Origin of the sequence: Nioella sp., assembly GCF_965215655.1 — a bacterium.
GTDB lineage: Bacteria > Pseudomonadota > Alphaproteobacteria > Rhodobacterales > Rhodobacteraceae > Nioella.
Genome location: NZ_OZ244111.1, coordinates 531,937 through 556,440, shown reverse-complemented (window position 1 = coordinate 556,440; position 24,504 = coordinate 531,937). Strand labels below are relative to the sequence as shown.

Sequence of the window (24,504 nt, the reverse complement as noted above, 5' to 3'; positions counted from 1 at the left end):
ACTGCGCAATCACAGAAGGCCCGCCCATCCCGGCGGGCCTTTTTCATGCCATTGCACCTGCCAGCAGCGCAGCCACCCGGTCATGGTCCTCCGGCCCCGGCATCAGCCGCGCGGCAGCTTCCTCGCCCCGGCCATAGAACATGCCCCGCGCGGCCGGTGCCCGCGCATCCTGTGGCAGAATGCAGACAGACACGCTGGCCGCCTTTGGCGCCAGACCCGCCAGCATCGCGGCATCAACGAAGAGCGGATCATATCCCAACCCCTCCTCGTCCAACGGGTCATCCCCCGGCGCCCGGCGTGACAGCCACAGCAGATGGACCGGCACGCCGATCCTGTCCAGCAGCGTCGTCATCCGCGCCTGCCACGCGGCACGCAATTCCTCCACCACGATCATGAACCGGTCCTCCGACCTTCGTTTCAGCGCGGTCAGCATGTGCCGCGTGAAGTGGAACTCGGTAAAATCCACCTCCCGGTAGATCGTGCGCATCATGGTCGAGGCCTTGACGAACCGGTCATTTCGCCGGGGATGCACGCTGAAGAACCGGTTCGACAGATTGGCCGCCCCCGGCACCTGCAACACCACCGCCCCGGCCCGCGCGAGGGCGTTGCGAATGGCGGGGTCATGCAGCAACAGGTCGATCCCCGCGTTCATCGCGCCCATATTGACCACAGGCCGCCCAAGCCGCCGCGCCAACAGGTCGGGAAAGGGGTCGGGTGAAAACTTCCCGAAGGTTTCCGATCCGCCGAGGCACAGGACATAGCCCTCCTCCGGCTCCGCCTTCGGCCCCCGAAACGTCATCGGCGACCCCTCGTAGCGGCACGGCTGATAATCAAGGGGCCCATGCCCCGCTTTTGCATAACTCATGGCTTGCTCCACCCATGTTTCGACTCACCCGGACCCAATTTGCGCCGTGGCCGTTTCCAAATGGCTAAACCGAAAACTTGTGGTGATTTTTCGCACAATCCGCCGCGGCGTTTGACCTTGTCTGCCCCCGTCCCCCGCGCCTATTGTGCGGGCGAAACACTGGGCCAGAGGTACGGGACATGGACATTCAGAAGATTGGCATCGTCGGCGCGGGACAGATGGGCAACGGCATTGCCCATGTCTGTGCATTGGCCGGGTACGACGTTGTTATGAATGATGTTTCCCAAGACAGCCTCGACAAGGCCATGGCCCTGATCGACCGCAATATCGAACGGCAGGTCAGCCGGGGTAAGGTTAGCGCGGAGGACAAGGCCGCCGCGCTTGGACGCATCTCGACCACGCTGAAACTGACCGATCTTGGCCCGTCTGACCTGATCATCGAGGCCGCAACGGAACGTGAAACCGTCAAGCAGGCGATTTTCGAGGACCTTCTGCCGCATCTGAAGCCCGACACGATCCTGACCTCCAACACGTCGTCGATCTCGATCACCCGTCTTGCCAGCCGCACCGACCGGCCGGAGAAGTTCATGGGCTTCCACTTCATGAACCCGGTTCCGGTGATGCAACTGGTGGAGCTGATCCGCGGGATCGCCACGGATGAGGAGACCTTCGCCGCCTGCAAGGCCGTGGTGGACAAGCTTGGGAAAACCGCCGCAACGGCAGAGGATTTCCCCGCCTTCATCGTCAACCGCATCCTGATGCCAATGATCAACGAGGCGGTCTATACGCTCTACGAAGGCGTCGGAAACGTGAAGTCCATCGACGAGTCGATGAAGCTGGGGGCCAACCACCCGATGGGGCCGCTGGAACTGGCGGATTTCATCGGTCTGGACACCTGCCTTGCGATCATGAACGTGCTGCATGACGGGCTGGCAGACACCAAGTACCGCCCCTGCCCGCTGCTGACCAAATATGTCGAGGCGGGCTGGCTTGGCCGCAAGACGCAGCGCGGCTTCTACGATTATCGCGGAGATGTTCCGGTTCCGACCCGCTAAGGGCGCTCAGAACACGCGGTCAGGATCGGCCTTCAGCCCAAGCGTATGCTCGCGCAGCTGCGCCATGAACTGGCGCGGGTTCTGGATCGGGCCATCCCACTGATCTGGCGTGATTGCATGGCCGATGATCGGGGCTTGCGGCTTGTCGAAGCTTTTCACCACCTCGTGCAGCAACAGCCCCTGGCGCACGACCGGAGACACCCGGTTGGCGATCTGGTAAGCGCGCGAATTGGTGCCCTGGAAGAAACACGGCACGATGGTCGCGCCCGAGCGGCGGATCATCTTGGCGGTGAACACGTTCCATTCCTGCTCGATCACCGGACCGAAGGCGGTGGCCGATGTGGCGACAACGCCCGAGGGAAACAGCGCGATCAGCCCGTGGTCCTGCAAATGGGCCATCGCCGCTGCGCGCATGCGGATCATTTCCCGCTGCGCGTCGGGCTGGTGCGGGAACGGCACCGGAATCATGTAGCTCGCCGCGCTTTCGTCGATCCCGGTCAGAAGCGAGCGGGTCAGAATCCGGTAATCATCGCGGCGGCGACCAATCAGGTCGGCAAGGATCATGCCATCGACCAGCCCATGCGGGTGGTTGGCCACGAAAACGACAGGCCCCTCAGCAGGAATCCGGTCCAGTTGATGCGCCGGGGTTTGCAGGTCGATGCCCATCACCTTCATCGTCGCGGGCCAGAAGGCCTGCCCCTTGGGCGCGCCCATCCGCTCGAACTGGCGCACCCGGCGCACGATGGTCAGCTTGCCGGTAAACCACTCGATGGCCCGGATCACGGTCGAGCGCAGCGGCGAATCGAAAGACGACGCATAGGTCAGGCTGCGCCGGTCATAGACCGGCTGCTGCTGGCCCTCTGCGGGCCGGGCCTGTTGCCCTGCATCTGGCGTTGTCACGTCGGTCAACGGTCCTCTTTCCCCGATTCCACCCTGAGTGTACGGGCTTACATGCCTTCACCGAACTTGTCAGCAACAAGTGCCGAAAGGGCATCCATCAGCTGTTCTGCCTCTGGCCCGCTGGTTTCCACCTCAATAGTGGTTCCCTGAGAGGCTGCCAACATCAAAAGCCCCATAATGGAGTCTCCGGCGGCGCTCAGCCCATCCTTGTAGGCTGTGGCACTGGCGTCGAACTGCTCGACCGTTTCTACGAATTTCGCCGAGGCGCGGGCATGCAGCCCCTTGACGTTCACGATGTCCAGCTTGCGCTTGGTCGGGGTGGTCATTCGGGGGCTCCGTCAAAACTGTTGATATATCGGCGTCCGGCTTCGGCGGCGCGGGTTACGGCTTCGTCCACCGGCAGGCTGCGCGATTTCGCCAGCTTCACCAGCATCGGCAGGTTCACCCCGGTCAGGATCTTGCGATTGGACGGGCGGCAGGCGCGCAGCGACAGGTTGGACGGTGAGCCGCCGAACATATCGGTGACCACCACCACGCCATCACCCATATCCACCGCGTCGGCGGCATCGCAGATTTCGCGCTGGCGGCGGGTGCGGTCATCTTCGGCCCCGATGGAAATGGCCAACACGCCAGGCTTTCGGCCCACCACATGCTCCATGGCATTCTGAAGCTCGCGGGCCAGACCCCCATGTGCAACGATCACGATGCCGATCAAGTTTAGCTTCCTTGGCGCTTACGGCGCGCGGGTCACGGCCCGGCGTTCAATCTCCCTGTGCCTCTTTGACACCTGCCAGCCCGCTTGCGCAAGATGGGCGGCCAGTTTTTCCGTGACGGCAACCGATCTGTGTTGCCCCCCGGTACATCCAAACGCCACGGTCAGGTGGGCCTTGCCCTCCTCCTGATAGGCGGGCAGCAGCGTTTCCACCAGCTGGGTCACCTGGGCAAGAAACGGCGCAAAGCGGGCATCGTCGGCGATATAGTCCACAACCGCCGCATCGCGGCCATCAAGGCTGCGCAGATCGGCATTCCAGTAGGGGTTGCGCAAAAAGCGGCAGTCAAAGACCAGATCGGCCCCCGTCGGCAGCCCGCGTTTGTAGCTGAAGGACTGCACCGACAGGGCCAGTTTCTGCCCGCCCGGAGCGAACCAGCGTTGTATCTCGGCGCGCAGCTCATGTGGGGTCATGTCAGACGTGTCGATCAGAATGCCCGCCCGCGCGCGCACCGGCGCCAGCAGATCCTGTTCCAGTTCGATCCCCAGAATGGGCCGGTCTTCGGGGGCCAGAGGATGACGACGGCGAGTTTCGGAATAACGGCGGACAAGCACATCGGTCGCGCAATCGAGATAGACCAGATCGGCCAGAATACGCGGGTCGGCAGCCAGCTTGTCGACAGCCGCGATCAGCGCCTGCGCGCTGTAGTCCCGGTTGCGAGGGTCGGTGCCAAGCGCCAGGGGCCGGGTCGGCGGGGGGCCGTCCAGAAGCCGTGGCAGCAGGCTGAGCGGCAGGTTGTCGATGGCCTCGAACCCCAGGTCTTCCAGTGCCCGGATCGCGGTGGACCGGCCCGCGCCGGAGGGGCCCGAGACGAAGACGACCCGTTCGGTCTCTTCTGCGGTGGTCTGGTCTTCGTGATCCATCCGTGGTTACTCCGCGCGTCCTTGCGTCAGATATTGGCAGATCGCGGCGGCAAGGAAAGGGTGATCCTTGCCCAGGATCAGCGGCACCGTCCCGCCGGGGGCCTCGACGGTTCGGGGCGGCGGCAGGCGGTCGGGCTCGGTTCGGGACAGATCGACGACCAGCGTCAGGGGTGCGCTTTGCAGCGTGGTGGCGTTGAGCAGCCCGATGCCCCGCGCCTCGATCATCCGGGGCGCCGTGTCGGGCCGTTCCATAAGGGTGTCCGCGGTCAGCCAGACCCCGTCATCGGCGACCAGCGTCGCGCCACGCGCCATCAGTTCCAGCGCCAGCTGCGATTTGCCGCTGCCCGAGGGGCCGATGGCCAGCAGCCCCCGCCCGTTCAGGCAGACCGCCGTGCCCCGGCAGAACACGCGCCCATCCGGCGCAGGGCCGTTGGTGTGGTTCAAAAGGGATGTATCGGGATCGCCCAAAGCCCTAGAGCGGAAGGCCGACTACGAACCGCGCGCCAAGCGGGTCCGACGTGATATCAGCCTCGGTCGGGCGGATGTTTTCCGCCCAGATCACGCCGCCATGCGCCTCGACAATCTGTTTGGAAATCGCAAGGCCAAGGCCGGAATGATCTCCGAACTGCTGAACGGGCCGCTCCGAATAGAAGCGGTTGAACACCTTGGTCAATGCCTCTTCGGGGATGCCTGGGCCAGTATCCTCAACCACCACCAGCACCCGGTTTTCCCGCTTGCGCGCCCAGACCCGGACGGCATCGCCCGCCTCGCAGAAGGAAATCGCATTGGTGATCAGGTTGACGAAGACCTGTGCCAGCCGCCCCTCCAGCCCATGCAACCTGACCGGTTCGCCGGGCAGGTCCGAGATGAAGGCGATCTCTTGTCCCTGCGCCTCCTCGGCATGGTACTGGGTCAGGTTCGACAGCATGTGGATGAGGTCGAAATCATCGGCCTCCTCCTTCACCAGCTCTGAATCGAGCCGCGAGGCGTTGGAGATATCAGATACCAGCCGGTCCAGCCGCCGCACGTCATGCTCGATGACATCGAGCAGCCGCGTGCGCTGTTCATCCGTGCGCGCCAGCCTCATCGTGCCCACGGCAGATCGCAGCGAGGCGAGCGGGTTCTTCACCTCATGCGCCACGTCGGCAGCGAATTGTTCATTGCCGTCGATTCGGTCATAGAGCGCCGCCACCATGCCGCGCAGCGCGGCGGACAAGCGGCCGATTTCGTCGGGACGGCCGGTCAGATCGGGGATGCGCACCCGCGTGGGGCTCATCTTGCGGGCATTCTTGTCGCGGCCCAGTTCGGCGGCGGCGGACAGGTCCGACAGCGGGTTGGCAATGGTCGAGGCCAGTACCAGCGACAAGCCGATGGAGACCAGAAGCGCCACGAAGAACATTTGCAGGATCTGTTCGCGTTCGGCGCGCACCAACTGTTCGATCTCCCCCGCGGCGGTGGCCAGCGCCACGACGCCCACAACGCCCGATGCACCCTCGATCGGCGAGGCCGCGAGGAAGATCGCGCCCGCCGTTCCATTGCCACCATGAAGAACGGTTTCACCCGATAGCGCATCTGCTACCAGAGCTCGCGCCTGGTCCTCTGTTGATACCGTTTCAGCCGGTCTCGAGCTCGAGGAAAGAACCCCGGCAATGCCATCCCAGACGGTGTTCAGGAAATCGGTGATGACCAGCGACCGGCCCGGATCCTCATCCGCGCCAGAGATCGGGGCGGCCGCCTCGGTTGTGACGTCGCCGGTCGACGCCACCAGCGTTTCATTCGGGGCGAAGACATAGACATCGACGCCATCCGACAGGCCGATCCGGCCAAGCACATCGACCGGGTCGATGCCGTCCCCGGTCAGCAGGTTGGCCGGGGCCGTGCGCGGCAGGCTGGCCTCGAAGATCTCGGCCACAAGCTGCGCTTCGACGGCCAGCGCCTGTTCGCGTTGATAGACCAGACTGTCGCGGAACGGGTTCAGAAACAGAACCCCCGCCACAAGAACCACCAGTGCCAGCAGGTTGAACAGGATGATCTTGCGCGCCAGCGGCGAACGATTGAGCGACATCAGCCCGCGCCGGGCCCGCGCATCGCGCAGTTCGACTTCGACCGCCCCGGCGGGGCGGTCCCAGTCTTCCCCCAGCACGATCTGCGATTCCGCAGGTTCGCGCCTTTGGGTCGGTCCGATGTCGGAGGCCAGTGTCATTTAGTCTTCGTTATACCTGTACCCGATACCATAAAGCGTTTCGATGGCCGAGAAATCCGAATCCACTTCACGCATCTTCTTGCGCAGACGCTTGATATGGCTGTCGATGGTCCGGTCATCCACATAGACCTGTTCGTCATAGGCCACATCCATCAACTGGTCACGGCTTTTCACGAAGCCCGGGCGCTGCGCCAGCGCCTGTAGCAGCAGGAATTCCGTTACCGTCAGCGACACGTCCTTGCCATGCCAGGTCACCGCGTGGCGTAGCGGATCCATGGTCAGCGGGCCACGCACCATCACCTGGCTTTCTTCCGGGGTGCCCCCGGCATCAGAGGCAATCGCCTCCTGCCGGCGCAGGATCGACCGGATGCGTTCGACCAGAAGGCGCTGCGAAAACGGCTTGCGCACGTAGTCGTCAGCGCCCATGCGCAGGCCCATCAGTTCGTCGATCTCATCATCCTTAGAGGTGAGGAAGATCACCGGCACCGCGCTTTTCTGGCGCAAGCGCTGCAACAGATCCATGCCGTCCATGCGCGGCATCTTGATGTCCAGAACGGCCAGTTCCGGCATCCGGCGCGTAAACGCGTCCAGGGCCGACTGCCCGTCATTATAGGTTTCAACTTCAAATCCTTCCGCTTCCAGAGTCATGGAAACGGAGGTCAGGATATTCCTGTCGTCATCGACGAGTGCGATCCTCGACATGTTACTATGTCCTTATTCTGCCCGATTTGCCTTGTTTTTTTCTTATTCTCCTACATTTCGGGCTTTAGAATCAATCTCTAAGTTGCATCCGGGGGCAACAGGTGTGGCCGATTTCCTACCATCCACCTCTTAAGGCAGCGCTAACGGCCCGAAAAAAGGTGAGTTTGGTTGCGCTAACTGTGCGATTGCGTCCTGTTCCTCGCTGAAAACGCCATGTTATATGGCCCCTGTCGCAGCGGCCTTCCCTACCGGCCGCGACCCCTTCTGTTTCACCCAAGGCGCCGGGCAGAGACGGCGCAGGAGCTTGCATAATGACAACAGGACGCGTGAACCCGGCCCAGACACTGGACGCTCAAGGCATTTCCGGCCTCGGTTCGGTTCACTATAACCTGCTCGAACCCGCCCTGATCGAAGCGGCCCTTCGCAAGAACGAAGGCACTCTCGGGCAGGGTGGCGCTTTCCTGGTGACCACCGGAAAATTCACTGGCCGCTCGCCAAAGGACAAACATGTCGTGCGTTCCGCCGCGACCGAAGACACGATCTGGTGGGAAAACAACGCGGCGATGACGCCCGACGCTTTTGACCGGCTGCATGCCGACATGCTGGCCCATATGAAGGGCGGCGAGTATTTCGTGCAGGACCTGTTCGGCGGCGCCGATACCGAGCATCGACTGGATGTGCGCGTGGTGACGGAACTGGCCTGGCATGGCCTCTTCATCCGCCACCTGCTGCGCCGTCCCGCCGCGGAAGAGCTAGACAGCTTCGTCCCCGAATTCACCATCATCAACTGCCCCAGCTTCTTCGCCGATCCCGAACGCCACGGCTGCCGCACTGAAACCGTGATCGCGCTCAACTTCGAAAAGAAGCTGATCCTGATCGGTGGCACCGAATACGCGGGCGAGAACAAGAAGTCGGTCTTCACCCTGCTGAACTACATCCTGCCCGGCAAGAACGTGATGGCGATGCATTGCTCGGCCAACCACGCGGTGGACAATCCCGATGACGCAGCCGTTTTCTTCGGACTGTCGGGTACCGGCAAGACGACGCTGTCTGCCGACCCCGCCCGTGTGCTGATCGGCGATGATGAACATGGCTGGTCCGACAAGGGCATCTTCAACTTCGAAGGCGGCTGCTACGCGAAGACAATCAATCTGCGCGAAGAGGCAGAGCCGGAGATCTACGCAACCACCTCCAAGTTCGGCACGGTGATCGAGAACATGGTCTTCGATCCCGAAACCCGCGCGCTCGATTTCGACGATGACAGCCTGACCGCGAACATGCGCTGCGCCTATCCGCTGGACTATATCTCCAACGCATCGGACACCGGCCTTGGCGGGCACCCGAAGAACATCATCATGCTGACCTGCGATGCCTTCGGGGTGCTGCCTCCGATTGCCCGGCTGACACCAGCGCAGGCCATGTATCACTTCCTGTCCGGCTTTACCTCGAAGGTCGCGGGAACCGAGCGGGGCGTGACGGAACCAGAACCCACCTTCTCTACCTGCTTCGGCGCCCCCTTCATGCCGCGCCGCCCCGAGGTCTACGGCAACATGCTGCGCGACAAGATCGCCCAGCACGGCGCCACCTGCTGGCTGGTCAATACCGGCTGGACCGGCGGCGCCTATGGCACCGGCAGCCGGATGCCAATCCGCGCCACCCGTGCGCTTCTGACCGCCGCTCTGGACGGGTCTCTGAACGATGCCGAGTTCCGCAAGGACACGAATTTCGGCTTCGACGTGCCGGTGTCCTGCCCCGGCGTGGCCGAGGTGTTGCTGGACCCCCGCCGCACCTGGGACAACCCCGAGGCCTATGACGCACAGGCGCAGAAGCTGGTGAACATGTTTGCCGAGAACTTCGCCCAATACGTGCCCTTCATCGACGACGACGTGAAGGCCGCGGCGATCAGCTGATATTGGAGCGCAGCCAAGGCCCTTCGAAGGGCCTTGCACCCTCTCAATCCAGCGGTGCGTGCAATCGCGTCCCCGGCACGATGATCCCGCCTCGGTTGCCGATTTCGACAGTGCCATACCGTTCGGCAAAGCAGTCCGGCAATTCCCTGTCCCCCGGCAAGGAAAGCCACAGCCGCAGCAGATGCCGCCGCTTCTCGGGCTCCGGCCAGTCCGTGAAGCCGGTCCGGTCATGCAGCTGCGCGTGGTTGTAGACAAACTGCATGTCCCCGGGCTCCAGCCGCATCCGGAAATGCAGATCCGGGTCATTGGCCAATGCGTCGAACAGGTCCAGCGCCTCGACATGCGCCGATGTCAGCCGCATCGCCCCCTCGAACCGCTGCGCGCTGTCGATGTATTGCCGCTGGTAGAACACTGTCAGTTTGCCGTCATGCCAGCTCAAAGGCGGGATCTCCATCCATGGCTTCATGCCCTCGGGCACTTCGCCCCGGCGATCCGTCGCAATCGGGTCGAAGAGCAGCGCCAGCAGATCAGGCCGCGTCGCGCGCATCCGGTTGTAGATCGTCTCGGCACTCACAAGCAGGCTGTCACCACCTTCTTTCGCGTTGCGCAGGCAGATCAGCCCCACCACATCGGCACTGTCCGTGTGAAAAGTCTGCCGCGCTGCCGTCTGGTAGATCCGCGTATTGGGGTCACCGGGGTCTGCCCCCACATTGCGCACATGCCCCAACACATGCCCCGCCGCGTTCTGCGACCGGGCCGAGCCGATATGGGCTCCGATCCCGCAAAAGATCGTCGCCGCCATCCGCGTATCATAGCGCTGCATCGGCAGGCCCCGGATCACCTCGACCCCGCTGCCGCTGCGCATCTTCTCCTGCAGCTTCGCCACATGGCCCGCGAAGTGCCGCAGCGGAAAGGCCTCCGCCGTGATCTGCCCCAGATCGGCCCCGGTCGCCAGGAAGGCCTCCGCCGCCTGCTCCAGATCGGCAACGTCTTCCTGCGTCAGCGTCATCAGCCAGCGATCGGGATGCGCGGCCATCTCCGCCCCCATCCAGGCCCCCGGCCCTTCGATCCGTTCCGGCAGATCCTTCAAGTCAATCGGCATGCCATTATCCTCCCCGACGGGACCTCACACGAAAACAGCCCGCCGAACAAGGTTGAGTCCGGCAATCAGCAGCACCACCAGCGTGGCCCGCAGGAATTGCGCCTTGTTCATCCGGTCCTGGAGTCTGAACCCCAACCACATCCCCGCGAATGCAGGCAGCAGCATCAGCACCGTCAGCGGGATCGTGTCCGCATTCAGCACGCCGGATCGCAGATGCGCCCCGAACAGCAGAACGTTGCCGAGGAAGTACATCATCCCCTGCACCCGCACCTGCTCTGCCTTTTCCGCGTCGCGCGACATCAGATAGGCCACCGTCGGCGGTCCGAAAACCGCCGCGAAGCCCCCCAGAACCCCGGCAAGCCCGCCGAACAGCAGTACCGCCAACCCCCGCCGCCGCGCCGGAACCCGGATCGGCCGGCCCATCAGTTGCAGGCTGGCATAGATCACCACCGGCACCCCGATGATCCCGAAGAAGGCCCATTGCGGCACGTCCAGAACCATCTGCGCCGCCACCGCCATGACGCCGAGTCCGATCAGCATGAAGGGCCAATGCCCCCGCAGAGACTGCGCCGCCGCCCCCAGACCCTGCCGAAACGCTTGCCACATATTGGTCAGCGCCGCGGGCAGCAGAAGCGCCGCCAGCGCGATTTCCGGCGGCATGATCGCACTGAGGCCAGAGATCATGATCAACGGCAGGGCAAATCCCACCACGCCCTTGACCACGCCCCCGAAGAAGGTGATCGCCAGCGCCGCGGCCAGAACGCCAAGCGGCAAGGATTCGATTACGGCCCCTATCGGTCGCCCTCCATGTTCGCCCCCGGTCCGCTGGCCGTGAACGCTCCGGGTTGTACAGCCGATTCGGGGACGGGCCGCAATTGCCAAATCACACCGGCGACCTCGCAAGATGGACACCCTGCATCACGCTGCCCGCCTCACCCGCCTCACAACCCTCCGTCGAGGGCGGATTGTTGCCCTCTGCGCCAAATGGCGCCCTGTCGCCCCGGTCGCTGGCAATCCGCGCGCATCGACCGGCAACCGGGCCAGTCGATGCGGCGACCATCGGCAGATATCTGACCGACCTGCGGCTCCCAGTCCTCGGCGATCCTCGTGTCTTCGTCCAGAAAACGCCCCAGGGAGCCTTGCTCGGGGTGCGGTGGAGAATGAATCCAGGCCCTCACTGGTGCGCCAGATGCTGCTTTGCGCAGGCAAGCGGCCCTCGATATGGACGACGCAGCTCCGGGAGAGATCCATTGGCAGGGGAGCGGCGAAAGAGGGAGACACTGGCCGAGACCCAGATGTTCATCGACCTGCGGCATTTCTGGAAGACGCAGGGGGTGAACATATCGGGGCTGACCATTGGGACGGGTTAGGTTGCAGACCCACAATCTGCAAGACGGGATCCTGATATGCCTTCACACCGGTTGGATGGATTGACCACCGCAAACAGGCAGTTGCCCGCCGTTTGTGTTAGCAAAAAACTCTCGCAAGGCGGGGCCGGTCCAACCTTGGATCGTGCGGCCCTGATCCGTTCTTCCGATGCCGATAGCGGTGCTGGACCTGTTGCCGGCCAGCGTGAAATTCACGCCCGCGCTTTGACCATCATCGCAGGTGAATGAAACCGTTCCACCCTGTCGGGTGGCCTGAAACGTCCCTTCACAGCTTGCGCCGTTGGACATGGTGGCGGCGACCACGCCTTCCTCCCATCCGACCGCTCGACCTGCAAGGATATCCTCGCCGCCAATGCAGGCATAGATCCGCGTGCAGGAGGTCGGTGAACCTGGCTGGAACATGCAACCGGGGTCCCCGCGTTGGCTCGTTTCAACAACCGGAGCGCAAGAAGCCGCAAGGCAGGTGATCAGAAACAACGGAACAATCGTTTTGCGGCAAATCGAGTATCGACGCAGGGAAAAAGACAACATCTGGTTTCACTCCTAACTCATTACCAAATACCCAAGTGAAGCCCTGGGATCGTCCATATAGGAGTTCTCAACACGAGTTCGGCTCAAAGGCAACCCATCCGATCCAACTCAGATCTCCTCCACCATCAGAACGCCCTCAAGGCTCTTCAACGCACCCTTGATCTGCGGGTTCACGGGGAAATCTTCGCCCAACAGCACGTCGACTTCACCGGGCAGATCGGGATCCATCAAACACAGGCTGACCGGCCCCCGGCCCTTCAGCTTCGCCTCGCCCCGCGCGCGGTCCAGCAGGCCCGCAACGGCGGGGATGGCCACATCTTCCTCGATGAATATCCGCAGGCCCGATCCACCCGCATCGGCAACCACGCCATCGACCGGCTGCACCGTGCGGGCCAGCAGTTTCAGCTGCTCGCCCTCATAGGTCGCATCCGCCGTGATCACCACGTTCGACCCGCTGTCGAGAAACTCGCGGCTTGCCTCCAGCACCTCGGAGAACATGGTGACCTCGTACAGCCCGGTCGGGTCTGACAGCTGCACGAAAGCAAACCGGTTGCCGCGCTGGCTTTTCCGTTCCTGACGGGAGGACACGGACCCCGCCATCTTGGCCACGAAGGCCCCGCCCTGCACCTTCTGCTCCACCTCCTCCAGCGTCATGCATTTCTTGCGTTTGAGCGCCGGCATGTAGTCATCGAGCGGATGGCCCGACAGATAGAACCCGACGGCCTTGTGCTCCTCCGCCAGTCGCTCATTGGGCAGCCAGTCGGCAGGGTTGGGCAGGCGCGGTTCGGGCAGGTCGTCGCCCGCCTCGCCAAAGAGCGACACCTGGTTGGAATTGCGCTGTTCATGGATCGCAGCGGAATAGCCGACCAATGCATCAAGGCTATCGAAGACACGGCGGCGATTGCGGTCAAGCTCATCAAACGCCCCGGCACGCGCCAGCATTTCCAGCGGCCGTTTGCCGACCCGTTTCAGATCCACCCGGCGGGCAAAGTCGAAGAGCGTCGCAAAGGGCTGCCCGGCGCGGCCATCTTCGATCAGGCGCATCGCCTCGACGCCCACATTCTTGAGCCCACCCAGCGCATAGACGACACGGCCCTTGTCCACCGTAAACATCGCGGCAGAGCGGTTGACGCAAGGCGGGATGGTCTCGATCTCCAGCCGGTCCACCTCCTGCTTGTAGACATTCAGCTTGTCGGTCAGGTGGATATCGCAGTTCATGACGGCGGCCATGAATTCCACCGTATGATTGGCCTTCAGCCAGGCCGTCTGGTAGCTGACCACCGCATAGGCCGCCGCGTGGGATTTGTTGAAGCCATAGTTGGCGAACTTCTCAAGAAGGTCGAAAACCTCCGACGCCTTCTTCTTGTCGACGCCGTTTTCCATCGCCCCTTTTTCGAATTTTGGGCGTTCCTTGGCCATCTCCTCGGCGATCTTCTTACCCATGGCCCGGCGCAGCAGGTCGGCGCCGCCAAGGGAGTACCCGGCCATGACCTGCGCGATCTGCATCACCTGTTCCTGGTAGACGATGATGCCTTGGGTTTCTTCCAAAATATGGTCAATGAGCGGGTGAACGGATTCGCGTTCCTTCAGCCCGTTCTTGACCTCGCAATAGGTCGGGATGTTCTCCATCGGGCCGGGACGGTAGAGCGCCACAAGCGCCACGATATCCTCGATACAGGTCGGTTTCATCCGCCGAAGCGCATCCATCATGCCCGAGCTTTCCACCTGGAACACGGCGACGGTCTTGGCGCTGGCGTAAAGCTTGTAGGTCGCCTCATCATCCAGCGGAATGGCGTTGATCTGGTTCTCGGCCCCGGCGGGCGGCTCGTAAAGCGTCGTCCCGTCCGGCCCGATATGCAGGTCGCGCCCCTGCCCATGAATCAGGTCAATGGCGTTTTGCACCACGGTCAGGGTCTTCAGACCGAGGAAGTCGAATTTCACCAGCCCCGCCGGTTCAACCCATTTCATGTTGAACTGGGTTGCGGGCATATCGGAGCGGGGATCCTGATAGAGCGGCACCAGCTCATCGAGCGGCCTGTCCCCGATCACCACGCCAGCCGCGTGGGTCGAGGCGTTCCTGAGCAGACCTTCCACCTGCTGGCCATAATCCAGCAGACGTTTGACGACCTCCTCTTCCCGCGCGGCCTCGCGCAGGCGGGGTTCATCGGCCAGCGCCTTTTCGATCGAGACGGGTTTCACGCCCTCGACCGGGATCATCTTGGACAGGCGATCCACCTGCATGAAGGGCATTTGCAGCACCCGGCCCACGTCGCGCACGGCGGCCTTGGACAGAAGCGCGCCGAAGGTGATGATCTGGCCCACCTTCTCGCGCCCGTATTTCTCCTGCACGTAGCGGATCACCTCTTCGCGGCGGTCCATGCAGAAGTCGATATCGAAGTCGGGCATGCTGACCCGTTCGGGGTTCAGGAAGCGTTCGAACAGCAGCGAATAGCGCAGCGGGTCGAGGTCGGTGATGGTCAGCGCATAGGCCACCAGTGACCCTGCCCCGGACCCCCGCCCGGGACCAACCGGAATGTCATGATCCTTGGCCCATTGGATGAAGTCGGCCACGATCAGGAAGTAACCGGGGAAGCCCATGCCCTCGATGATGTCCAGTTCGAAATCGAGCCTTGCCTGGTACTCCTCGGGGCTGACCGCATGGGGGATCACGGCCAGACGCGCCTGCAACCCTTCGTTGGCCTGACGGCGCAATTCGCTGACCTCGTCATCGGCGAATTTCGGCAGGATGGGCGGGTGTGTCCGCGCACGGAAGGCGCAGCGGCGGGCGATCTCGACGGTGTTTTCCAGCGCCTCGGGCAGATCGGCAAACAGCGTCGCCATCTCCTCGGGCGTCTTGAAATAATGCTGCGGGGTCAGGCGGCGGCGCGGTTCCTGTTGGTCCACATAGGCACCGTCCGCAATGCAGAGCAGCGCGTCATGAGCCTCGTACATGTCGGATTTCGGGAAATAGACATCATTGGTCGCGACCAGAGGCAGGTCCATTGCATAGGCCAGTTCCACGTGGCCGCGCTCGGATTTCTGTTCCGCCTCTGGCAATCCGCCCTCGCCCGGGTGGCGTTGCAGTTCGACATAGAGCCGGTCGCCATAGATGCCCTTCAACCGCGCCATCAGCGCCTCGGCCTTGGCCCGCTGTCCATTGCGCAGGAAGCGGCCGATCGGGCCATCGGGGCCGCCTGTCAGGCAGATGAGCCCCTCGGAATGGACGGCCAGTTCCTCCAGTGTCACATGCGGCAGGCTGCCATCGCCGCGCAGGTAAAGACAGGAGTTGAGCTTCATCAGATGCTCATAGCCCGTCCGGTTCTGGGCCAGCAGCACCACGGGCGCAAACGCGCGCGGCTTTTCCCCCGGCTGAGGCGGGTCGTAATCGACGCTGATCTGGCAGCCGATAATGGGTTGCACCCCGGCCCCTGCCGCAAGTTCCGAAAACTGCAGGGCCGAGAACATGTTGTTGGTTTCGGTTACCGCCACGGCGGGCATCCCGGCGCCCGCGCACATGCCAGCCAGTTTCTTGACCGGCACGGCCCCTTCCAGAAGGGAATATTCGGTATGAAGGCGGAGATGGATGAATCGGGGGGCGCTGCTCATTGTGCGAGGCTAGCGCAGCACCAGACGCGCTGCCAGCCCCGTGGTTGGACGACGCTCGTTTCAAGACAGCCTGATCTTTCACCTCTTTGCGGGAATCCAACTCATTTTCGCAAGAAACCTGAAAGTCTTTTTGTGCTGCAATGCGCCGCGTCGCTTGCCACAGAGACAAAAAGCCGCTTTCCTGACCACACCAACAGGGAAGCGCGCACAGGCTTTACGTCGCATCGGGCCAGCGCAAATGAGGGCAAAGCCCCTCCGAAAAGAAGGCGACGCGAGAATTGAATGACTGACGAGGTTGTTTTCCTCCTCAACGGCGCGCCGGTCCGGATCACGGATCAGCCGTCTACCCGCACATTGTTGGATTGGCTGCGCGAGACGCAGGGCCTGACCGGAACCAAGGAAGGCTGTAACGAGGGCGACTGCGGGGCATGTACCGTGGTTGTCACCGATGCAGACGGATCGAAGGCGGTCAATGGCTGCATCCTGTTCCTGCCTCAGCTGAACGGAAAGGCCGTGCGCACGGTCGAGGGCATTTCCGGCCCCGATGGCCAGATGCATCCGGTGCAGACCGCGATGGTGGAGCATCACGGGTCGCAATGCGGGTTCTGCACGCCGGGCATCGTGGCCTCGCTGGCCGCAGCCCATACCAATGGCGACACGGCGTTCGACGATGTGCTGGCGGGGAACCTCTGCCGCTGCACCGGCTACGCACCGATCATCCGCGCGGCTGAGGCTGCCGCGTCTGAACCTGTGCCGGACTGGATGCAAACCGACCGAGACGCTGTGGCCGCGTTGGACGCCAGCCAACTGCCCTTCGCCCCCGGCAGCAGCGATGAGCTGGCCGACTGGTACGCGGCGAACCCCGATGCCACGCTCATTGCCGGAGCCACGGATGTCGGGCTCTGGGTCACCAAGATGCTGCGCGACCTGTCGCCGGTCGCCTTTCTCGGTGGCTGCGCCGACCTGAAAACCATCTCGGAAGATGCTTCCGGGATGCATGTGGGCGCGATGGTGTCTCTCACGGAGCTTCATGCCGCCATCGCGCCCCGCCATCCTTCCTTTGCGGAGATGCTGCGTCGGTTTGCGTCCACGCAGGTCAGGAACGCGGCCACCATCGGCGGCAATATCGCCAATGGATCGCCCATCGGGGATTCGCCACCTGCCCTGATCGCGCTTGGCGCGCAACTTCACCTGCGCAAGGGCGATACGCGCCGCACGATCCCGCTGGAAAGCTTCTTCATCGACTACGGCAAGCAGGACCGCGATGCCGGCGAATTCGTGGAAGGCATCACCATCCCGACCCAACCCGACCGGCTGCGCTGCTACAAGCTGTCGAAGCGCTTCGATCAGGACATCTCCGCCGTCTGCGGCTGCCTGAGTGTCACCGTCGAGAACGGCACCGTGACCGACGCGAAGCTGGCTTATGGCGGCATGGCGGGCATCCCCAAGCGGGCATCGAATGCCGAGGCCGCGCTGGTCGGCCAGCCCTGGACGGAAGCGACCGTCCGCGCCGCGATGGCGGCATATACGCAGGATTTCACCCCGCTCACCGACATGCGCGCCTCTGCCGCCTACCGGCTGGAGACCGCCGCCAACATGCTCCTGCGCTATTTCCATGAGGATCAGGGCACCCTGTCCAACGTGCTGGAGGTGTCGGCATGAGCGTTCACAAATCCCTCCCCCATGACGCGGCGCCCCTGCATGTGACCGGCCAGGCCCGCTATGTCGATGACATCCCGGTCCCGGCCAACTGCCTGCATCTGGCTTTCGGCATGGCTGAAATCGCCCATGGTCGGATTATTTCCATGAATCTCGACGCGGTACGTGCTGCGCCCGGTGTGGTGATGGTGCTGGCCGGTGAGGATTTCGACGGGATCCCCGACTGCTCGCCTTCGGCCCATGACGAGCCGCTGCTCTCCGATGGCAGTGTGCATTACCTCGGTCAGCCGCTCTTCCTCGTGGCCGCGACCAGCCACCTCGCCGCCCGCAAGGCCGCACGGCTGGCGCAGGTCGAGTATGAGGAACTGGAACCCATCCTGACCATCGAACAGGCGCTCGCTGCAAATGCGAGGTTCGAGGACGGCCCCCGCATCTATGAAAAAGGCGATGTTGATGCCGCGCTGGCCCGCGCCACGCATATCATCGAAGGCCGGCTGAAGATGGGCGGGCAGGAGCATTTCTATCTGGAGGGTCAGGCCGCGCTGGTCCTGCCGCAGGAAGGCGGCGATATGGTGGTGCATTGCTCCACCCAGCACCCAAGCGAAATCCAGCACAAGGTGGCCCATGCGCTCCACCGCCCGATGAACGCGGTGCGAGTCGAAGTGCGCCGCATGGGTGGCGGCTTCGGCGGCAAGGAAAGTCAGGGCAACCATCTGGCCATCGCCTGCGCCATGGTCGCGGATCGCACGGGCCGCCCCGTGAAGATGCGCTATGACCGCGACGATGACATGATGATCACCGGCAAGCGGCACGATTTCCGCATCGACTACCGCGCGGGCGTCGATGCCCATGGCAAGCTCACTGGCGTCGATTTCGTGCAGATGACCCGCTGCGGATGGGCGCTGGACCTGTCCCTGCCCGTGGCCGACCGCGCCATGCTGCATGCCGACAACGCCTATCACCTGCCCGCCGCACGGATCACCTCGCACCGGCTGCGCACCAACACCCAAAGCGCCACCGCCTATCGCGGTTTTGGCGGCCCGCAGGGGGTTCTGGGGATCGAACGGGTGATGGACCATATCGCCCATACGCTTGGGCTCGACCCGCTGGAGGTGCGCAAGGCGAATTACTACGCCGAGATGGGCGGTAAACCGGGGGCAAACCCGGAAGCCGATGTCGAGGCGAAGGGCGCAGGCACCGCGCACAAGATCAGCTCCGGCACTGGCGGCGCGAAACGCTTCGGCGGCGCGCATTCGCCCGAACCGATGGAAGCCGGGCAACAGACCACGCCCTATCACATGCCGGTGACGGACTTCATCCTGAACGGGCTGACCGCGAAACTGGCACAGGCTTGCGACTACCACTCCCGCCGCGCCGCGATTGCGGATTGGAATGCCAGCCAGCCGGTGCTGAAACGCGGCATCGCCCTGACGCCGGTGAAATTCGGCATCTCTTTCACGCTCACGCATCTCAACCAGGCAGGCGCGCTGGTGCATGTCTACAATGATGGCTCCATCCACCTGAACCACGGCGGTACGGAAATGGGCCAGGGCCTCTTTCAGAAGGTCGCGCAGGTCGCCGCCGACCGCTTCGGCGTGCCGCTCGACCGGGTCAAGATCACCGCGACCGATACCGGCAAGGTGCCCAATACCTCTGCCACCGCGGCCTCCTCTGGCTCGGACCTGAACGGAATGGCCGTAAAAGCCGCCTGTGACACGATCCGCGACCGGATGGCCGACTTCTTTGCCGAGCAGTACCAGACCAAGCCCGCGCAGGTCCGGTTTGCCGATGGCATGGTGCATGTGGGCAATGAGGCGATCCCCTTCGACGAGGCCGCGAACCGCGCCTATGTGGGACGCGTCAGTCTGTCCGCTACCGGGTTTTACAAAACGCCCGAGGTCGCATGGGACCGCATCGCCGGGCGCGGGCGTCCGTTCTTCTACTTCGCCCAAGGCGCGGCCTGTTCAGAGGTCGTCATCGACACGCTCACTGGCGAAAACCGTATCCTGCGCACCGACATCCTGCATGACGCGGGCAGCAGCCTGAACCCTGTTCTCGATATCGGTCAGGTGGAAGGGGCTTTCGTACAGGGCGCGGGGTGGCTCACGACCGAGGAACTGGTCTGGGACGGCAAGGGGCGGCTGCGCACCCACGCGCCCTCGACCTACAAGATCCCCGCCTGTTCGGACCGGCCCCGCGTCTTCAACGTCGCACTTTGGGACGCGCCCAACCCCGAGGAGACGATCTATCGCTCCAAGGCCGTGGGCGAGCCGCCCTTCATGCACGGGATCAGCGTCTGGTCTGCTCTGTCCGAGGCGGTGGCCGCCTGCGGGCCGAACTATGCCGACCTGCAAGCCCCCGCGACCGCCGAGGAAGTGCTTTCGGCCATCAAGAGGGCGAGAGGATGAGCCTCGACCTGAACGCCCTTCGCGCCGCTGTCGCTGCGCATGGCCGCGTTGCGCGGGTCGTGATCGCGGGCTCAGCCGGGTCTGTGCCGCGCGAGGCCGGAACCTCCATGCTGGTCTGGGCCGATGGACAATCCGGCACGATTGGCGGCGGCGCGCTGGAATTTCAGGCGGTGGACCGGGCGCGGCAGGCGCTGACCAGCGCCGACCGTTTCGACAAGGTGCCGCTCGGCCCCGGTCTGGGGCAGTGCTGCGGCGGGGCGGTGCAATTGCTGACAGAGGTCTGGGATGAGGCACGCCTTGCAGGCGTCACTGGCGATGTCCATGCGCGCGCCCTGCCCGGCTCCACCCACGCAATGCCGCTAAAGCTGACGGGCCATCTGCGCGCCTCACGGGCGGGTCATCGCCCGATTGAGGCGCAGCTTGTTCAGGGCTGGTTCGTCGAACCGATCCGGTCCGCAGCCACGCCGCTCTGGATCTGGGGCGCAGGCCATGTGGGTCGGGCCATCGTTGCCACGCTCACGCCCCTGCCGGATTTCGCCATCACCTGGATCGACAGTGCCCCGGATCGCTTTCCTCAGGATATTCCGCAAGACCTCACCGCCTTGCCCGCGCCCGATATGCCCGCCGCCATGCGGCTGGCCCCACCGGACGCCCAACACCTGATCCTGACCTATAGCCACGAGATTGACCTGGCGCTTTGCCACAACGCGCTAAGCCACGGATTCCGCTTCTGCGGCCTCATCGGATCGGCCACCAAATGGACCCGCTTTCGCAAGCGTTTGCAGCAGCTTGGGCACTCGGACGCCCAGATTTCGCGCATCACCTGCCCAATCGGCGACCCCAGCCTTGGCAAGCACCCGCAGGCCATTGCCGTTGGGGTGGCGGCCAGCCTAATCAGGGACGCCGCGCAGGCCGGGACACAACAAAAGACAGACCGCAGCCAGCGGCACCACTCGGGAGGGGAGTGACATGACCGAACAAGGACCAAGACAGGAGGGCGTCACATGACCGACCAACCCCTGCTTTCCATAAACGGGCTGACCAAGGCCTATCCCGGCGTCGTCGCCAACAGCGATGTGTCGTTCCAGATCATGCCGGGCGAAGTTCATGCCCTGCTTGGTGAAAACGGCGCGGGCAAATCGACGCTGGTGAAGATGATCTACGGCCTCGTGCGCCCTGACAGCGGGTCCATGACCTTCCGGGGCTCGTCCTATGCGCCGCCCGAACCGCGCATCGCCCGGTCCACTGGTGTGGCGATGGTGTTCCAGCATTTCTCGCTCTTCGAGGCGCTCAACGTTGCCGAGAACATCGCGCTTGGCATGGAAAACCCGCCGCCTCAGCGCGATCTGGCCAAACGCATCCGCGAGGTGAGCGAGGCCTATGGCCTTCCGCTCGACCCCGATCGTCTGGTCGGTGACCTGTCCGCAGGCGAACGCCAGCGGGTGGAGATCATCCGCTGCCTTCTGCAAGATCCCAAGCTGCTGATCATGGACGAGCCCACCAGCGTGCTGACCCCGCAGGAGGTGGAGATCCTCTTCCACACCCTGCGCAAGCTGGCCGCCGAGGGCACCTCGATCCTCTATATCAGCCACAAGCTGGAAGAGATCCGCGCGCTTTGCGACGAGGCCACCATTCTCCGGCTTGGCAAGGTCGTGGGCAAATGCACACCGCGCGACACTTCCGCCGCTGAAATGGCCGAACTGATGGTCGGCAAGTCCCTGGCCACCCCGGCCCGCGACAATGCCGATCTGGGCGAGGTGATCCTGAAGGTTTCGGGCCTCTCGGTGGAGCCGTCGAACCCCTTCGGCACCCCGCTGCGCCATATCGGCATCGAGCTGCACGCGGGCGAGGTTCTGGGCATTGGCGGCGTTGCCGGCAACGGTCAGGACGAGCTGCTTGCCGCCCTGTCGGGGGAAGTCACGACCGCGCCGGGGACGGTGATGCTCAACAAGAACCCGATTGGCGACAAGGGCCCGAACGAACGGCGCGAACTGGGCATTCTCTGCGGGCCGGAAGAACGGCTCGGCCATGCCGCCGCACCGGATATGAGCCTTGTTGAAAACGCCCTGCTGACCGCGCGCCAGCGCAAGAACCTTGCGGGTAGCGGCTTCGTCAACTGGGGCGCGACTCGCAGCTATGCCGAAAAGGTCATCGCCGATTTCGACGTGCGCACCCCCGGTCCCGACAACGTGGCGCGGTCGCTGTCCGGCGGCAATTTGCAGAAATTCGTCATCGGACGGGAAATCCTGCAAGACCCCACCGTTCTGGTGGTCAACCAGCCGACCTGGGGCGTCGATGCCTCGGCGGCGGCCGATATTCGACAGGCAATCCTCGATCTGGCCCAGAAGGGCGCGGGCGTCATCGTCATCAGCCAGGATCTCGATGAATTGCTGGAGGTCTCCGACAATTTCGCCGCCCTCAACGAAGGCCGCCTGTCAAACGTGCGCACGACGCGCGACCTGACCATGGAAACCATCGGGCTGATGCTGGGTGGGGCGCATGACATGCATGATCTGGACGAGGAGGCGATCCATGCTGAGGCTTGAGAAACGACCGTCCCCGTCCCGCGCATGGACAGCCGCCACGCCGGTTCTGGCGGTTGTACTGACCATGATCGCCGGTGGGATCATGTTCGCCCTTCTGGGCAAGAACCCGTTCGAGGCGATCCGCATCATCTTCTGGGATCCGCTGTTTCATGAAAGCTTCGCCGCCTACTCGCGGCCTCAGCTTCTGGTCAAGGCCGGTCCGCTGATCCTGATCGCCATCGGCCTTGCGCTCGGCTTCCGGGCGGGTGTCTGGAACATCGGGGCCGAGGGTCAGTATATCATGGGTGCCATCGCCGGTGCGTCCTTCGGCCTGGCCTTCTATCCGTCTGAAAGCCCGCTGATCTTCCCCGGCATGATCGTCGCCGGGGCTCTCGGCGGGTGGGCGTGGTCGATGATCCCCGCGATCCTCAAGACCCGGTTCCGCACCAACGAAATCCTCGTGTCGCTGCTGCTGGTCTATGTGGCCGAGAAGTTTCTGGCATCCGCCGCCGTGGGTTTCCTGCGCAACCCCGAAGGCTCCGGCTTTCCCGGCTCGCGCAACCTCAGCCGCATTGACTCGATGAACAACCCCGAACTGATCTCGGGGACGGGCATGCATTGGGGCGTGGTCATGGCCTTCATCGCGGTCATCGCCGCCTATGTGCTGCTGAACAAGCACCTTCTGGGCTACCAGATCAAGCTGGCCGGTCAGGCCCCACGCGCGGCGCGCTTCGCCGGGGTCAATCCCAACCGGCTGATCGTGCTGTGCATGGGCGTTTCCGGCGCGCTGGCAGGTCTTGCCGGTCTCTTCGAGGTCTCCGGCCCTGCCGGTCAGATCAGCATCGACTTCAACGTCGGCTACGGCTTTACCGCGATCATCGTGGCCTTCCTGGGCCGCCTGCATCCCATCGGCATCCTGCTGGCGGGGCTTCTGATGGCGCTGACCTATATCGGCGGCGAACTGGCGCAGTTGATGTTGCAGATCCCGGCCCCGGCCATCCAGGCCTTCCAGGGTATGCTGCTGTTCTTCCTGCTGGCCGTCGATGTTCTGTCGACCTACCGTATCCGCTTCAAGAAAGAGGGGGTCGCATAATGGGTATCGATCCAGTCACCCTGATCGTTGCACTGATCACCGTTTCCACCCCCGTTCTGCTGGCCGCGATCGGCGAGCTGGTGGTAGAGAAGACCGGCGTTCTGAACCTTGGCGTCGAGGGCATGATGATCACCGGTGCCGTCATGGGCTTCGTGGTCGCCGTCAACACCGGCTCGCCCACGCTCGGCTTTCTGGCGGGCATGGCCAGCGGTGTGGCGCTGTCGCTGATCTTCGGCGTTCTCACCCAGATGCTGCTGTCCAATCAGGTGGCCACCGGGCTGGCGCTGACACTGTTCGGACTCGGGCTGTCTGCCCTGCTTGGCGTCGGCTATCCCGGATCGACCCCGCCACCTGTGTCAGACCCGTTCCCGGCAGCCATGGCAGAAATCCCGGTGATCGGGCCCATCCTCTTCGGCCATTCCCTGATCATCTATCTGTCGGTCCTGCTGGTCGCGGCGGTCTGGTATGTGCTCGGCTACACCAAGGTGGGCCTGATCATCCGCGCCGTGGGCGAAAACCACGATGCTGCCCATGCGCTTGGCTACAAGGTTATCCGCATTCGCCTGATGGCGATCATGTTCGGCGGCGCCTGTGCGGGTCTTGGCGGCGCGTTCCTGTCCGTCGTTCGGGTGCAGAACTGGGTCGATGGCATGACCGCTGGCGCGGGTTGGATCGCGCTGGCGCTTGTGGTCTTCGCCAGTTGGAAGCCCTGGCGCGCGCTGCTTGGGGCCTATCTATTCGGTGGCGTCACGGCCCTGCAATTGCGCCTTCAGGCGGCGGGCATCAACATCCCGGTCGAGATCCTGGCAATGTCGCCCTATGTCATCACCATCGTCGTGCTCGTGATCATGTCCTCGGACAAGAGCCGTACCGCATTGAATGCGCCCGCCGCTCTTGGCAAGGTGTTCCATGCAACCGGCTAGG

Annotated in this window: 20 protein-coding genes; 8 read left to right on the top strand and 12 right to left on the bottom strand. The window is 63.6% G+C overall.

The genetic code is table 11. The features are described 5' to 3' along the window. Window positions 1–43: 43 nt before the first annotated feature. The gene (locus tag ACOOEX_RS02800; protein WP_420397034.1) at window positions 44–865 is read right to left on the bottom strand and encodes a DUF6473 family protein; all 822 of its coding nucleotides are present in this window, start codon (window positions 863–865) and stop codon (window positions 44–46) included. Window positions 866–1,044: 179 nt separating this feature from the next. Here ACOOEX_RS02800 and ACOOEX_RS02795 point away from each other — a divergent pair, with 179 nt between their 5' ends. Then, window positions 1,045–1,920 carry a 3-hydroxybutyryl-CoA dehydrogenase gene (locus ACOOEX_RS02795; protein ID WP_420397033.1) on the top strand — a complete coding sequence of 292 codons (876 nt, stop codon included), beginning with the start codon at window positions 1,045–1,047 and terminating at the stop codon, window positions 1,918–1,920. 6 nt (window positions 1,921–1,926) lie between these two features. Here the strand turns inward: ACOOEX_RS02795 and ACOOEX_RS02790 are convergent, their stop codons facing one another. The 7 genes from ACOOEX_RS02790 to ACOOEX_RS02760 are packed head-to-tail and all read right to left on the bottom strand — an operon-like array spanning window position 1,927 to window position 7,358. Continuing rightward, on the bottom strand, window positions 1,927–2,820 hold the full coding sequence (locus tag ACOOEX_RS02790) for a lysophospholipid acyltransferase family protein (RefSeq protein WP_420398315.1): 894 nt from the start codon (window positions 2,818–2,820) through the stop codon (window positions 1,927–1,929). 47 nt (window positions 2,821–2,867) lie between these two features. Beyond that, window positions 2,868–3,146 (bottom strand): HPr family phosphocarrier protein, encoded by a 279-nt coding sequence (locus ACOOEX_RS02785; protein WP_420397032.1) that lies wholly within the window; start codon window positions 3,144–3,146, stop codon window positions 2,868–2,870. Beyond that, the gene (locus ACOOEX_RS02780; protein ID WP_420397031.1) at window positions 3,143–3,535 is read right to left on the bottom strand and encodes a PTS sugar transporter subunit IIA; all 393 of its coding nucleotides are present in this window, start codon (window positions 3,533–3,535) and stop codon (window positions 3,143–3,145) included. Before ACOOEX_RS02780 ends, ACOOEX_RS02785 begins: the two co-directional genes overlap by 4 nt. A gap of 18 nt (window positions 3,536–3,553) precedes the next feature. After that, window positions 3,554–4,453 carry an RNase adapter RapZ gene (gene rapZ / locus ACOOEX_RS02775; protein ID WP_420397030.1) on the bottom strand — a complete coding sequence of 300 codons (900 nt, stop codon included), beginning with the start codon at window positions 4,451–4,453 and terminating at the stop codon, window positions 3,554–3,556. Window positions 4,454–4,459: 6 nt separating this feature from the next. Next, a complete protein-coding gene (locus ACOOEX_RS02770; protein WP_420397029.1) occupies window positions 4,460–4,897 on the bottom strand; it encodes an HPr kinase/phosphorylase in 438 nt (145 codons plus the stop codon). 28 nt (window positions 4,898–4,925) lie between these two features. After that, window positions 4,926–6,656 carry a sensor N-terminal transmembrane domain-containing protein gene (locus ACOOEX_RS02765; RefSeq protein ID WP_420397028.1) on the bottom strand — a complete coding sequence of 577 codons (1,731 nt, stop codon included), beginning with the start codon at window positions 6,654–6,656 and terminating at the stop codon, window positions 4,926–4,928. Beyond that, window positions 6,657–7,358, bottom strand: a complete 702-nt coding sequence (locus ACOOEX_RS02760) for a response regulator (protein WP_420397027.1) — start codon at window positions 7,356–7,358, stop codon at window positions 6,657–6,659. A gap of 311 nt (window positions 7,359–7,669) precedes the next feature. On the opposite strand from ACOOEX_RS02760, the gene ACOOEX_RS02755 reads away from it, so the two are divergent. Then, entirely contained in the window at window positions 7,670–9,268 is a 1,599-nt protein-coding gene (locus tag ACOOEX_RS02755) for a phosphoenolpyruvate carboxykinase (RefSeq protein WP_071691906.1), read from the top strand. Window positions 9,269–9,311: 43 nt separating this feature from the next. Here the strand turns inward: ACOOEX_RS02755 and ACOOEX_RS02750 are convergent, their stop codons facing one another. The 4 genes from ACOOEX_RS02750 to dnaE form a co-directional block, all read right to left on the bottom strand. Further along, window positions 9,312–10,370 (bottom strand): TauD/TfdA family dioxygenase, encoded by a 1,059-nt coding sequence (locus tag ACOOEX_RS02750; RefSeq protein WP_420397026.1) that lies wholly within the window; start codon window positions 10,368–10,370, stop codon window positions 9,312–9,314. Between the two features lie 24 nt (window positions 10,371–10,394). After that, entirely contained in the window at window positions 10,395–11,144 is a 750-nt protein-coding gene (locus tag ACOOEX_RS02745; protein ID WP_420397025.1) for a TSUP family transporter, read from the bottom strand. 638 nt (window positions 11,145–11,782) lie between these two features. Next, window positions 11,783–12,289 (bottom strand): hypothetical protein, encoded by a 507-nt coding sequence (locus ACOOEX_RS02740; RefSeq protein WP_420397024.1) that lies wholly within the window; start codon window positions 12,287–12,289, stop codon window positions 11,783–11,785. A gap of 108 nt (window positions 12,290–12,397) precedes the next feature. Continuing rightward, a complete protein-coding gene (gene dnaE, locus ACOOEX_RS02735) occupies window positions 12,398–15,895 on the bottom strand; it encodes a DNA polymerase III subunit alpha (protein WP_420397023.1) in 3,498 nt (1,165 codons plus the stop codon). Window positions 15,896–16,177: 282 nt separating this feature from the next. On the opposite strand from dnaE, the gene xdhA reads away from it, so the two are divergent. From xdhA to ACOOEX_RS02705, 6 genes are read left to right on the top strand one after another with little or no spacing between them, the layout of a single operon-like run. Continuing rightward, a complete protein-coding gene (gene xdhA, locus ACOOEX_RS02730; RefSeq protein WP_420397022.1) occupies window positions 16,178–17,557 on the top strand; it encodes a xanthine dehydrogenase small subunit in 1,380 nt (459 codons plus the stop codon). Continuing rightward, window positions 17,554–19,962 carry a xanthine dehydrogenase molybdopterin binding subunit gene (xdhB, locus tag ACOOEX_RS02725; RefSeq protein WP_420397021.1) on the top strand — a complete coding sequence of 803 codons (2,409 nt, stop codon included), beginning with the start codon at window positions 17,554–17,556 and terminating at the stop codon, window positions 19,960–19,962. Before xdhA ends, xdhB begins: the two co-directional genes overlap by 4 nt. Beyond that, on the top strand, window positions 19,959–20,930 hold the full coding sequence (gene xdhC, locus ACOOEX_RS02720) for a xanthine dehydrogenase accessory protein XdhC (RefSeq protein ID WP_420397020.1): 972 nt from the start codon (window positions 19,959–19,961) through the stop codon (window positions 20,928–20,930). The genes xdhB and xdhC overlap by 4 nt, the downstream gene beginning before the upstream one ends. Before the next feature lie 36 nt (window positions 20,931–20,966). Further along, on the top strand, window positions 20,967–22,508 hold the full coding sequence (locus ACOOEX_RS02715; RefSeq protein ID WP_420397019.1) for an ABC transporter ATP-binding protein: 1,542 nt from the start codon (window positions 20,967–20,969) through the stop codon (window positions 22,506–22,508). Continuing rightward, complete coding sequence (locus ACOOEX_RS02710; RefSeq protein ID WP_420397018.1) at window positions 22,495–23,580, top strand: ABC transporter permease; 1,086 nt, start codon at window positions 22,495–22,497, stop codon at window positions 23,578–23,580. Before ACOOEX_RS02715 ends, ACOOEX_RS02710 begins: the two co-directional genes overlap by 14 nt. Continuing rightward, window positions 23,580–24,503 (top strand): ABC transporter permease, encoded by a 924-nt coding sequence (locus ACOOEX_RS02705; protein WP_420397017.1) that lies wholly within the window; start codon window positions 23,580–23,582, stop codon window positions 24,501–24,503. The genes ACOOEX_RS02710 and ACOOEX_RS02705 overlap by 1 nt, the downstream gene beginning before the upstream one ends. The last annotated feature ends 1 nt before the right edge of the window (window position 24,504 follow it).